General features: G+C 66.6%; 9 protein-coding genes and 1 tRNA gene. 4 read left to right on the forward strand and 6 right to left on the reverse strand.

Annotated elements, in window-relative coordinates:
- Positions 1-12: 12 nt before the first annotated feature.
- The 3 genes from AC3CD9_RS12110 to AC3CD9_RS12120 all read right to left on the reverse strand — a co-directional run bounded on the left by AC3CD9_RS12110 (position 13) and on the right by AC3CD9_RS12120 (position 2,821).
- Positions 13-357 (reverse strand): protealysin inhibitor emfourin, encoded by a 345-nt coding sequence (locus tag AC3CD9_RS12110; RefSeq protein ID WP_488364092.1) that lies wholly within the window; start codon positions 355-357, stop codon positions 13-15.
- Complete coding sequence (locus AC3CD9_RS12115) at positions 354-1,478, reverse strand: M4 family metallopeptidase (RefSeq protein ID WP_488364093.1); 1,125 nt, start codon at positions 1,476-1,478, stop codon at positions 354-356. Before AC3CD9_RS12115 ends, AC3CD9_RS12110 begins: the two co-directional genes overlap by 4 nt.
- A gap of 140 nt (positions 1,479-1,618) precedes the next feature.
- Positions 1,619-2,821, reverse strand: a complete 1,203-nt coding sequence (locus AC3CD9_RS12120) for a low temperature requirement protein A (protein WP_488364094.1) — start codon at positions 2,819-2,821, stop codon at positions 1,619-1,621.
- A gap of 160 nt (positions 2,822-2,981) precedes the next feature.
- Between AC3CD9_RS12120 and AC3CD9_RS12125 the strand changes: the two genes are divergently transcribed.
- Positions 2,982-4,328: an MFS transporter gene (locus tag AC3CD9_RS12125; protein WP_488364095.1), complete on the forward strand. Its 1,347-nt coding sequence runs from the start codon at positions 2,982-2,984 to the stop codon at positions 4,326-4,328.
- Positions 4,329-4,459: 131 nt separating this feature from the next.
- Entirely contained in the window at positions 4,460-6,472 is a 2,013-nt protein-coding gene (locus AC3CD9_RS12130; protein ID WP_488364096.1) for an ABC1 kinase family protein, read from the forward strand.
- Positions 6,473-6,751: 279 nt separating this feature from the next.
- Here the strand turns inward: AC3CD9_RS12130 and AC3CD9_RS12135 are convergent.
- The 3 genes from AC3CD9_RS12135 to AC3CD9_RS12145 form a co-directional block, all read right to left on the reverse strand.
- Positions 6,752-6,827 (reverse strand) — tRNA-Thr (locus tag AC3CD9_RS12135).
- Positions 6,828-7,145: 318 nt separating this feature from the next.
- Complete coding sequence (locus tag AC3CD9_RS12140; protein WP_488364097.1) at positions 7,146-8,006, reverse strand: DsbA family protein; 861 nt, start codon at positions 8,004-8,006, stop codon at positions 7,146-7,148.
- A 326-nt stretch (positions 8,007-8,332) separates the two neighbouring features.
- Positions 8,333-10,348: a serine/threonine-protein kinase gene (locus tag AC3CD9_RS12145; RefSeq protein ID WP_488364098.1), complete on the reverse strand. Its 2,016-nt coding sequence runs from the start codon at positions 10,346-10,348 to the stop codon at positions 8,333-8,335.
- 65 nt (positions 10,349-10,413) lie between these two features.
- On the opposite strand from AC3CD9_RS12145, the gene AC3CD9_RS12150 reads away from it, so the two are divergent.
- A complete protein-coding gene (locus tag AC3CD9_RS12150) occupies positions 10,414-12,003 on the forward strand; it encodes an alpha,alpha-trehalose-phosphate synthase (UDP-forming) (RefSeq protein ID WP_482400744.1) in 1,590 nt (529 codons plus the stop codon).
- A 10-nt stretch (positions 12,004-12,013) separates the two neighbouring features.
- A complete protein-coding gene (locus tag AC3CD9_RS12155) occupies positions 12,014-13,015 on the forward strand; it encodes a trehalose-phosphatase (RefSeq protein ID WP_488364099.1) in 1,002 nt (333 codons plus the stop codon).
- The last annotated feature ends 19 nt before the right edge of the window (positions 13,016-13,034 follow it).

Consider the following 13,034-nt stretch of genomic DNA (forward strand, 5'->3'; position numbering starts at 1 on the left):
CCAGCATAGGGGTCAGCTGGGTTGCCGCCTCTGCGGTTCGGCGACTTCCCGCACATCATCGACCAGCTGCTTCCACTCCGGCGGCATCTGAGACTCGCCGAAGCGGACTCGCCCGTACCGGCTCTCGATGAGGTAGGCGAAACGGTCGGCCCCCGTCGTCTGCGGGGAAGCATCATGCTGAGTCACACCATCGCTCTGCCCGCTGTCGGACCAGGGAAGTTCGGCGATGCGCGGACCGAGGTCATCGCGTCGGGTGCTTGCGTCGATGTCGACTTCCCAGACGAGCAGCATCCCGCCGATCCCGCCCGAGCGTTCCACGAGCAGATGCCCGAACCCATCGGCAGACTGCTCGTTCACCAGCTGCTCCCCTGGTTTCCGCGGGCCGAACCGGCGTGGGAGATGCCCACGGTTTCCCATCCGGACACGATCGCATCGTGAACGTCGGACCCGGCTCCGAACTGGTCGGCCGCCTCGGCGATGGTGAGTTCTGCGAACTCCGCGAATTCGGTGCGCTGCGTGATCTCGGCCCCTGTGAGGACGGAGTACCAGACCTGTCCGACGCTTTCCCAGGCCGGGCCGCCCACGGCGATGGCGGCGAGCGCGAAGGCCCGGTTCGGGATCCCGGAGTTGAGGTGGACCCCGCCATTGTCGGAATCGGTGGTGACGAAGTCATCCATATGCGCAGGCTGCGGATCCTTGCCGAGGACGTCGTCGTCATAAGCCGCGCCGGGTTCGATCATGGAGCGCAGGGCACGGCCGGTCACCTCGGGGGTGAAGATTCCGGCACCGATGAGCCAGTCTGCGTCCTCGGCATTCTGTCCCGCGTCGTGCTGTTGGGTCAGGGCACCGAAGACATCGGCACAGTGCTCGTTGAGCGCTCCCGGCTGGCCGAAGTATTCGAGATCGGCGGTGTGGCTGATGACGCCGTGGGAGAGTTCATGGCCGATGATCGACAGCGAGCCGGTGAACCCGGTGAACACTTCGTCGTCGCCGTCGCCGAAGACCATGAGGCGGCCGTCGAAGAAGGCGTTGTCGTAGTCCTTGCCGTAGTGGACGCTGGCCATGAGCGGCATTCCCGCGCCATCGAGCGAATCGCGCCCGAACACCTCGGAGAACAGCGAATACGAAGCACCGAGCCCGTCATAGGCTTCGTTGACCGGCTCATCGTCGACGGGTTCTTCGCCCTCGGAGCGGACGAGTTCGCCGGGCAGCACCTCGGTGTTCTGAGCATCGTGGACGAGACGCTGCAGTCCTGCAGGAGCGGATGCGGCGAGCGCGGATTCGTCTTTGCCGAGATCGGCCGGAGGGGTATAGCGCAGCCCGGCCAGGCGCAGGTTCCGGCAGCTCTCATCGGACATCCGGCAGCTTGCCGCGGCGGCCGCGGCCTTCGGGAACCGTTCGGTGCCGCGCTCGGCGATCGCATCGAGAAGGTAGGGCGGGACGACACTGTGAAATGGGACGACGCTCTGAGAGACCATGACTCCAGCGTGCCACTTTCACCTCGGATGCGGTAGTGTCGCGCGGCATGCGGTGGCTTCAAGAGCCCGGCCCTCCCCTGCAGATGCCCATCGACGGTGCGCTGGTGTCGGTGAGCCGCGCACCCCTCAGCGGGGCACGCTCACCGCACGACCGCCTCGGCGCCGGTCCTGCCGTCGTCGTCAAGCGGAGGGAACACGACGAGGGTGATGACGATGATGACCATGAAGAACGTCGTGAGGAACGTCGGGACCGGGATGATCGGGTCGAGGAGGACGAGCAGCGCGCAGGCCGGGACGACGGTGTTGACGACGGCATTGGCGTTGGCGCGGATGGCGACCACCCATACCCCGAGGACGAACACCGCGATCGGCACCGAGACCGTGAACGTCGCCAGCACCGGATTCAGAGCGCTGGCACCGAGCTGGGAATCAGCCTCCACGCCGACCCCGGCCGAGAATGCTCCGGCGGCGGCGAAGATGAAGTAGTGGCCGTAGCCGTATTTGAGCGATCCGCCGAGGCTGCCGATCGCCCGGTGATGCGGCGGCCAGAAGTAGATCCACCACATCGCCGCAGTGACGATGAGGCAGAGAACGCCCAGTGAGATCAGCGGGACGATGTCCTCGACTTCGCCCAACGCGTCGAAGACAGTGTTCGCCGAGGCCAGGAGGCTCTCGCCGAGGACGATGATCGTGAAGCAGCCATAGCGTTCGGTGATGTGGTGCGGATGCCACGGAGTCTTGCCGCGGGCTTCGGCGATGACCGGCACAGCCACCTCGGCGAGGATGAGCACGACGAGGCCCACGGACCGGATCATGGGGTCGTCGATGGCCAGCCACATCACCCACAGGATCTGGGCCAGGCCGATCCCCGCCGCGTAGATGATCGTCGTCCACCGTGCGGCCCCGGCACCGCGGGAGGCCCGCAGCCATTGGGAGATCATGATGATGCGCATGAGCACGTAGCCGCCGATGAGCAGCCGGTAGTCCTCGTTCTCGAAGACGGGGCCGATGCCGGCGGCGAGGATGAGCACCCCGCCCATCTGCACGATCGTGAGCACTCGGTAGAGCCAGTCGTCGGTGTCGAAGGAGGTCGCGAACCACGTGAAGTTCATCCACGCCCACCAGATCCCGAAGAACACGACCAGGTAGTTGACCACCCCATCGCCGAGGCGGCCCGCCGTGATCGTGTCATGCAGGTGTGAGGACGCGATCGAGACGGCGATGACGAAGACGAGGTCGAAGAAGAGTTCGAGCGTGCTGGCTGCCCGCCCCTCTTCACCCGGATCTCGCGGTTGCATCGGACTGAGGCGGAACCGTGGTGCGGCTGAGTGCTGTGCGGTCATGGGATCCTCAACGGTCGGATTGAGTGCTCGCACATTCTATGGCCGCCCGGCCGACTCCGATACCCGCCGTGCTGTCACGCCCGGTGATCCGCATACCGCACAGCCGCTCTCACCTCGGACTCCGCGAACGCCTCGGCCCCGCCTCAACTAAGCTTGTCACGTGCTCAAACCCATCCTGTGGCCGGTGCTCGTGCCGTTCGCCCTCTTCGCCGTCGGCCTGGGTGCGATCATGCCGATCCTCGTGCTCGGGGCACTCTCGCTGGGGTCGACGCAGGCGTTCGCCGCCGCCATCGTCGGCATCATGGGGGCCGTGTCCCTGATGGCCACGGTGCCGGCCGGGATCCTCATCGACCGCCTCGGCGATTTCCGGGCCATGTTCGTGGCCACGTGCGGGGCGATCATCGTGCTCGGCTCCATCGTCGCCGCCTTCATCTGGGATTCGCCGTACTCGCTGCTCGTCTACACGGTCGCGCTCATGGTCTTCGGCCCGGTCTCCGACGTGTGGAGCCTGGCCCGGCAGGCCGTCGTCGCCGAGGTGATGCCGCCGGCCGACCTCGCGAAGGCGATGACCGCGCTCGGCGGCACGCAGCGGGTCGGCAACCTCGTCGGGCCGATGATCGGCGCCGGCCTCATGCTCGTCTTCCCGATCTGGTCCGTGTTCATCTTCTCCGGCCTCACCGCCGTCGCCGCGATCGCGATCATGGCCCTACCGATCGCGCAGATCCCCGATTTCGACGACCATCCCCGACGCGCCGAGGCGGCCCCGACCTCGCCTGCGAACGATGACGGTCCCTCCCCCGCCGATGCTCCCAACCCCGCCACGGCGGCCGACCCCACCGCGGCGACCGAGCCTGCACACGGAGACGTCACCCAGCCTCAGCGGGAGAAGAAGAATCGTCGACCGCCGCTGGACGTGCGGTGGAAATCGGTCATCCTCACCGGCGTCACGATCATCGCACTGGCAGCCGCCCGCGCCGCCCAGCCGGTCGTCGTCCAGCTGTGGGGCGTCGAGATCGGTCTGCACAAGTCCTCGATCTCGCTCATCATCGCCTTCGGCGCGGGACTCGAACTCATCGTCATGTTCCTCGGCGCGTACATCAAGGATCACCTCGGTCGGGTCGCGACCCTCGTCGCGTGCCTGTCCATCTTCGGCGCCGGGTTCGTCATCATGGTCGCGAAACCGGATCTCGCCGGGATGGTCATCGCCGCCGCGGTCATGGCCTTCGGCAACGGCCTCGGCGCGGGAGTGAATATGACGATCGGGGCGGACCTCTCTCCCGCGGTCGGGAGGCCGCGGTTCCTCGGCATCTGGGCGATCTTCAACAACGGCGGCAAACTCGGCGGGCCGACGCTGCTGTCCCTCATCATCACCGTGACCACCCTGCGCTTCGGCGTGCTCTTCCCGGGACTGCTCGCCTTCCTCGGTGCGGTGTGGATCCTCATCTGGGCCCGTCAGGTGGGTCTGCCCGGAAGGCGGAGGCGCCTCGATCCGCCGCGCACGGACTGATTCGACGGACTAGGCTGGAGATGACCGAATCGACGAAGTTCGGCTGACAGCCCGAAGCTGAAGGCCCTCAGCGGCCGGCCGACAGCGTCGACCGACAGCTGAGAGTCCGAACAGGATCAGGAGAGTCATCGATGGAAGCACTGGACGTCGGCGGATATGTGCTGGTGAGCCTTGCTGCGCTCGTCTTCCTCTTCCTGCAGTCATGGTTCGCCGCCACAGTGGTCCGTCGCGTCGTCGGCGTACCCACCGGCTGGCCGCGCACGCTGGCCGTCGGTCTCGTTATGAGCGCCGTCGTTGCCGTGACCGTCCAGTACCTCTACCGGGCCGGTACCGGGCAGAACGTCGACGGTCTCGACGTCTCTCCCGGAGTGGCGGTGCTGTTCATGGTGCTCGCCCTCGGGTGGATCTTCGCCCTGGGCGTCGGTGCTCTCGTCATGCTCGAAGCGGCCTTTCCGACCGGATCCCTGCCGAGCCCTCAGTCGCTGTTCTTCGGGTGGAAGTCCCGCCGTCGCCGCGGCCGCCGCTATGCCCAGGTCGTGTCCATCGCCGTGCGGCACGGGCTCGGCTCCCAGCTGCGCGGTTTCGGAGGGGATTCGCCGGGTCGCGACGTCAAGACCGCACGAGCGCTCAAGGAATCCCTCGCCGAGGCGGGGGTGACCTTCGTCAAGCTCGGACAGATGCTCTCGACCCGCCGGGACATCCTCCCGCCGGTGTTCGTCCGTGAGCTCGAAACCCTCCAGACGCAGGTCACGCCCGAGCCCTGGTCGGTCATCGAACCGGCCATCGCCGAGCGGCTCGGTCGACCGATCGGGGAGGTGTTCGCACGGATCGGCTCTACGCCGCTGGCGGCCGCCTCGGTGGCGCAGGTCCATGAGGCGACCTTGCTCGACGGCACGGAGGTCATCGTCAAGGTGCAGCGGCCGAAGGCGCTCAATCAGGTCACTCAGGATCTCGACATCATCCTGCGGTTGGCGGGCTGGCTGAACGAGACCACGACCTGGGGCAGGGATCTGGGTGTGCGGTCGCTGGCCGCGGGGTTCGCGAACACGCTCGAGGAGGAACTCGACTATCGGATCGAGCTGGACAATATGGCCAGCATCGAGGCCTCTCTCAAACGGTCGGGGAAGTTCGACGTCACCGTTCCGCACGGCTATCCGGGCCTCAGCGGCGAACGTCTGCTGGTCATGGATCGGTTGTCCGGGCAGCCGGTCTCACGTGCGGGGGCGCTGCTGACCGGGCTCAGCGATGCCGAACGGTCTCGGCTGGCCACCACGCTGCTGGGTGCCACGCTCGAGCAGATCATCGGTGATGGGATCTTCCACGCCGATCTGCATGCCGGCAATATCTTCATCACTCCCGAGGGGAAGCTGGGGCTGCTCGACTTCGGTGCGGTCGGCCGACTCGATCCGGGCACGCAGACCTCGCTGGGACTCATGCTCTACTCGATCGACCAGAACGACAGCGCAGGGGCCACCGACGCCCTCATCGAACTCCTCGGTCGTCCCGACGGGCTCGACGATCGGGAGGTCGAACGGGCTGTCGGTGAACTCCTGCTGCGCTACGGCGGCGGCACTCGCGCGGCGCAGGGGCAGAAGCTCTTCGACGATCTGTTCAATCTCGTGCTCGCGCACCGGTTCTCCGTGCCGGCGCCGATCAGCGCCGCATTCCGGGCGATGGCTTCCGTGGAGGGTGCGCTGCTGACGATCGATCCGCACTTCGATGTCGTCGCCGTGTCCCGGCAGGAGGGTAACAGGCTCGTGAGGTCGAAGCTCAAGGGCACGAAGATCACCGATGAGCTGCAGCGTCGGGCCCTGCAGCTGATGCCGATGATCGACCGCATGCCGCGCCGGATCAACAAGATCACCGAGGACCTCGAACAGGGACGGTTCTCGATGAACATGCGTGTGCTCGAGAATCCCTCCGACCGCAGCTTCCTCACCAGTCTGTTTCAGCAGCTCATCGTGGCCGTGCTCGCGGGGGCCGCCGTGGTGGGAGCGATCATGCTCATCACCAGCGATGAGGGTCCGCTGCTGACGAAGGACATCCACTTGTACTCGTTCTTCGGCTTCGTGCTGCTCTTCGGCGGCTTCGTCTTAAGCATGCGCTCCCTCATGCTCGTTTTCAGACGCGATGGCCAGACCTAGCCGGTCGCCCGACGGCTCGCTTCCGCCGCTCGCCTCCGCCGCTCGTCTCCGCCTCCGCTGCCTCGTTCAAGGCTGAGCGCACTTTTCGCGCCGTGTACGCATCGATATCCGCGCTCCGCCTTGAACGAGAGATGTTTGCGCTTGAACGAGAAGCTTTTGCTTGAACGAGCGCGGCCAAGGCCCGTCGCCCGCAGCAGCGCAGATCACAGCCACGGCACGGCCCGGGCATGAAGAAGCCCCGCGCTCACTGTTTCCAGCGATGCGCGGGGCTGTCCCGAGTGGAGCCCCCTGTCAGACTCGAACTGACGACCTTCGCTTTACAAGAGCGGTGCTCTACCAACTGAGCTAAGGAGGCGTGGTGCGCACCGAGCGTGCGCGCCTACACGATAGTAGTCCATGGCCGGGTCCGGCCACAAAACCGGTGGGAGACGAGTCCGCAGGATCTCTCACCGAGGCGGCCCAGCCTCAACCTGTACCGTCCCCTCCCCGAGGCGGCCCCGACCTCACCGTATGCAATTCCCATGCGATAGGCACCGCCCATCCTGCGGGGACGACGAAGGCCGGGCCCCACCTCGGCGGGGTCCGGCCTTCATTCGTGCACTGCCGGGCCGAGCGCTGCCCCGGACGATGTCCGGTCAGACGTCGACTGGGAGCCGATCAGGACCCCCGGCGATCAGCCCTTGAACTCTCCGGTGGCCTTGAGGATCTCGGTGGCCAGGGCCTGCGAGTCGCTGGTCTTGTCGGTGTGCTTGCCGTTGATGAGCACCCACGGGGTGGCTTCGACACCGTCGTCCAGAGCGGTCTGGCTTGACTGTTCGACGAACTTGTCGAAGGTGCGGTCCGTGACGCAGGACTTCACGGTCTGCTCGGGATCGGCCTTGAGCTTCTTCGAAGTGTCGACGCCGGCGTCCTCGGCCACCTTCAGTAGCTCCTCATCGGTGCGGCCCTCGCTGCCTTCTTCCGGCTGCTGAGCGTAGAGTGCGTCGAACAGGTCCATGGCGACCTCGGGCTGGCTGTCGACGACACAGGCGGCGAGGTTGGCGGCGCGAGTGGAGTACTCGTTGCCGCTGGACATGCGGTCGAGGAACGACACCGGCTTGTAGTTGACGACGATCGACCCCTCGTTGGCGAGCTTGCGCAGCATGCTCGCATTGCCTTCCTCGAAGGCCTTGCAGCCGGGGCACTGGAAGTCGAGGTAGACGGTGACCGTGGCAGCGCCCTTCTTCGCACCCGCCTCGGTCGGAGCCGGCAGATCCGATTCCTCACCTTCCGGCATCTTCAGCGGCTGCACGAGCGTGTTGTCCTTGCCCACGGTGATCCCGTCGGAGACATAGTTCGAGGGGCTGACAGCGGGTTTGCTCTGCTGGAATACGAGCACACCGACCACAGCGAGCACGGCGACGACGACCACTGCGATCCCGGTGTACAGGATCGTCTTCGCCGTCTTCTCCTTCTTCGCCTGATTCGCCGCGATCTGGCGGGCGTTCTCGCGTGCGCGGTTCCGCTTGTCGTCCGCGGAGTTGTTCTTCGCCATTGTTCCTCACGTTGGATCGTCTGACATCGGTGCGGCCTGAGGCCCGAACGGTGCGGGACGGCTTCCGCGACCCGACGGCACCACTGTACCGAAATAGGTGCTTGGCCGACTCCCAGAAACATTCAAGGTTCAACTACAACGTTCAACTACCTCGGGCTCTTCCGGCGCTCAGTTCGGATCGAATCGCACGATCGCACGGTTGAACAGGTGCCCAGTCGCCCAGGCGCCCAGTCGCCCAGGCGCACGATCGCCCAGGTGAACTCTCACATTCCCGCACGCGTCGAACCGACCGACCCGCACCAGACCGAACAATCAGTCTGATCGGCTCACACCGGTCCGGGCAGGTAGTCGAAGGGGTTGATCGTCAGCGGCCACCACGACATGGCCGCCCCCGACTGGATGACCATGACGGCGAGGATGACGAGCAGCGCGATCACGGCCAAGGCGATGAGACGGCCGAGCTGATTGCGAGTGGCTCCCGAGACGAGCAGACGTGAGCCGAAGCGCAGGCTCGAGGCACCCGGTCCAACCCACAGCACCAGCGAACCTGCGGCGCCGGCCGCCCACACCGACCATTGTTCGGAAGACCCGCTGGGCACGATCCCGGCGATGTCGAGCCGGGTGAGCACGAGCGCGGCAGCGGCCGCGATCGCCGGCAGGATGAGCGAAGCCACCGAGGTCAGGATCGAGGCCAGCACGGCCCCCGGCGCCGAGGCGAGCGCCCGGAAGAATCCGCCCGAATCCGTTCCGCGGTCGAACCGGTACCGCTGGACCTTCCGATCCAGACGTGTGCCGGTGCGGGCGAGCACCGACCAGATCAGCGCGACGACGCTGATAACCAGCGGGCCGAGAGGCATGACGGCGACGGCTAGGACGACGAGTCCGAAGACGACCCAGCCGCCCGACCGCACTCGTCGGTATCCCATCGGCGCCCACGGCTGACCGCCGGGCTGCATCTGCTGTCCGCCCTGCTGCATCGGCTGGCCGCCGGGCCCCATGAGCTGACCGTCGGGACCAGACTGGCCGCCCCACTGTCCTTGGGCGACCTGGCCATGCTGTCCGCCGGGACCACTCGGTCCGACGAGGTTCTGTCCGTGACCGGGTTGGACGAAGCCGGAACGGCCGAGGTCGGCACCGGCCATCGGGGAGCCCGGCCCCGCTTGGATGCCGCCGTTAGGATTGCTGATCGGCGGTGCGGTTGCCTGCTGCGGCGGCTGCCCGTGCATCTGCCCGGGACCATGGCCCGATCCCTGGCTGGGCCCGGCACCGTGACCCGACCCGGCATGATTGGTCGGTCGGCTGGATCCGGGATATTGCGGCTGCCCGTTGCCGGACGGGCCGGCTCCCGGGTACCCCGTGCCCGCACCCAGAGCCGCACCCCCGAGCGCTGCCCCAGCGGCCCCGGCACCACCAAAACCGGCACCACCAAGACCGGAACCGCCATGCCCGCTGCCACCGTCGTCGACGGCAGGCATGACTGCGGTCCCGCTCGATGTCCGCTGCGGACCACCCGCGCCGCCCCCTCCGCTGGGACCGGAACCGAGCTGCGGCATCCGCCCGGACTCGATGTCGACGAGAGCGTCGAGGATCATCTGCCCCGATGGACGACGTTCGGGTTTCGGGTCGAGGCAGGCGGAGATGAGCGGAGCGAAGTTCTTCGGCGCCCCGTCGAGGTCGAATTTGCCCATGGCCACACGACCGAGCACGGCTTCCAGAGGTCCGGAGCCATAGGGGTTGCGGCCGGTGGCGGCGAACGCCATGGTCGCGGCCCACCCCCACCAGTCGGTCTTCTCACTCGACGTCTTGCCGTCGGCGATCTCCGGGGAGAGATAGCCGGGGGTGCCCATGACCAGCCCGGTGGCGGTCACGCGCACTTCGTCGGCGACCTGGGCGATGCCGAAGTCGATGACCATCGGCTCACCGTCCATGATCATCACATTGGCGGGTTTGAGGTCGCGGTGGATGACGCCGGCATCGTGGACGGCGTTGAGAGCGTCGAGGAGGGCGTGGCCGAAGTGGACGAGCTCATCCTCGGCGAAGGGGCCGTTGTCGCGGACGTCATCGGACAGGGTCTGCCCGTCGACGAATTCGGTGATGATGAACGGCTGCGCGGAATCGAGTTCGGCGTCGAGCACCTCGGCGATGCGGGGATGTCGGATCCGGCGCAGGGTGCGGGTTTCGCGGGCGAGACGCTTCCTGGCGGTCTCGTCATTGGCGATATGCGGATGGAGGACCTTGACCGCGACCGGGTTGTTTCCGCCATCGACACCGAGGTAGACGACACCCATGCCGCCCGAGCCGAGCTCCTCGATGAGGCGGTAGCCTCCCAGTTCCTGATCCATCACCTGGCCAAGCCTAGTCGAGCGAGTACAGTTCATTCCAAGGACCGACACAGGAGGAGGCGCAGATGAGCACCGTCGACTCTGCCGAGCCCAGCACCGAAATCCCCTACGGCGACAGCGATTTCGTCGTCGTGGCCAACCGCCTGCCCGTCGACCGCGATCCCGACGACGAGAATCGCGGATGGCGCACCTCACCTGGGGGTTTGGTCACTGCAGTGGCTCCCGTGATGAAGGCCCAGGAGGGCGCCTGGATCGGGTGGACGGGCGTCGCCGACGAGGACTTCGAACCCTTCACCATCGACGGCATGCACCTGACCCCGGTGACTCTGACAAGTGAGGATGTCCTCAGGTACTACGAAGGGTTTTCCAACGCCACACTGTGGCCGCTCTATCACGATGTGATCGTCCCTCCCGAGTACCACCGCACCTGGTGGGATGCGTATGTGCGGGTCAATGAGCGCTTCGCGGCCAAGGTCGCCGAGGTGGCTGCGCAGTCCGCGACCGTGTGGGTTCACGATTATCAGCTCCAGTTGGTTCCGCAGATGGTCCGACGTCTGCGCCCTGACCTCGCGATCGGGTTCTTCAACCACATTCCCTTCCCGCCTTACGAGCTCTTCGCTCAGCTGCCGTGGCGCGACGAGATCCTCCGCGGGCTCCTCGGTGCCGACCTCATCGGGTTCCAACGGCCGGCGGACGCAGCGAACTTCCGCCGTGCCGTCCGCGGGCGTCTGGGATACGCGACGAAGGGGTCGACCGTCTCGGTCCCGCCGGGTGACTTCCTCCCGGCCCACCTCGTCCGCGCCGAGCCGTTCCCGATCTCGATCGACACCCCTTATCTCGAGGAGCTCGCCCGCGATCCGAAGATCCTCGAGCGGGCGAAGCAGATCCGCGAGGAGGTCGGCAATCCTCGGGTGGTCATGCTCGGCGTCGATCGGATGGACTATACGAAGGGCATCCGCCACCGGCTCAAGGCGTTCGGGGAGCTGCTCGCCGAGGGCCGACTCGATGTCGAGGATGTCGTGCTCATTCAGATCGCGACACCGTCGCGGGAACGCCTCGAGCAGTACAAGATCATCCGCCACGACGTCGAACTGGCCGTCGGGCGGATCAACGGTGAGCAGGTCGATGTCGGATCGATTCCCGTGCGCTACCTCCACCATTCCTATCCGCGCGACGAGATGACGGCGTTCTTCCTCGCCGCCGATGTCATGCTGGTGACCGCTCTGCGGGACGGAATGAACCTCGTTGCCAAGGAATATGTGGCGTGCCGAAGGCGGGACGACGGAGCCCTCGTGCTCTCCGAATTCACCGGGGCTGCCGAACAGCTCAAGGGCGCGGTGATGGTCAATCCCCACGACATCGCCGACCTCAAGGCGGGCATCCTCGAAGCCGTGCAGATGGACGAGAGGACTCGCACACGACGGATGAAGCAGATGCGCAAGAGGGTCGCCACGGACACCGTGAGCCGGTGGTCGAAGAACTTCCTCGCCGAACTCGAGCACATCAAGGACAATCCCGAGGTCATCGTCCCGGAACGGCCCGTGGTGCAGAAGAACCGAACCGCACCGCCGCCGGATGTGCCGGCGGCCCCGTCCGATCGCGCCGACAGACCCGATGATGCCGAGTGGACAGACGATATCTCCACCGCCCGCTAGGAGACGAACAGTGACATCGAAGCCGACCGTGCTCGGTCCTGCCCCCTCCGCCACCGCCGAGGTGGCCCTGCGTGATCTCGCCACCGCCGATTCGCTGCTGCTGGCCTTGGATTTCGATGGGGTGCTCGCACCTCTTCAGGACGATCCGTCGACGTCCCGGATGGTCCCCGATTCGGCCTCGGCCATCGCGGCGCTTGCCGGTCTGCCGCGCACTCGGGTGGCACTGGTGTCCGGACGCGATATCGCGACCCTGCGACGCCTGTCCGAGGCGCCGGACTCGGCGTGGCTGATCGGTTCGCACGGCGCGGAGGCCGAGCTCGGCAGCGACGCTGATCGCGATCCTGACTCCGCCGTGATCCGGTCTCCCGGGCTCGCTCCGGCCGAGGCGGAGATGCTCGCCGCCATCGACGCACACCTCGACGCGTTCGAACACACTCTTCCGGGCGCTGATGAACGCCCCGGTTCGGCCGCGGCGACGACGGGTTCGGCGGCAACGATGGGTTCGACCGCAACGATTGGCGCGAACGACTCGTGCAATGTCGACGGCCCCGCGGATTTCCTCATCGAGCGCAAACCCTATTCGCGGACGGTCCACACTCGCGGACTCGCCCCCGAGGCCGCCGCGGTACTGCACGAACACGCCCTCGACGTGGTCGAGGAGTTCCCGGACATCCGTGTCATCGAAGGCCACGACATCACCGAACTCGCCGTCAAACAGGCGACGAAAGGCGATGGCATCCGGCTGCTCGCCCGTGCCGGCCAACCGACGGCGATGGGCTACCTCGGCGACGATGTCACCGATGAGGACGCCTTCGCGGCCCTCGACGAACTCACGGGCTCCCGCGCTCTGAACGCCGGCCTCACCGTCAAGGTCGGGTCCGCCCCGACTCGCGCTTCGTGGCGGATCGCCGATCCTGCGGCCGTGGCCGAACTGCTCGGCCGCCTCGTTGCCGAGCGCACGGATTTCCTTCGCACCGTCCACGTCACGGCACGGCCGCCTCGGCGAGGATGATTGTGATCGAAAACCGAGA

It is taken from the genome of Brevibacterium sp. MGP-B1 (assembly GCF_057766545.1).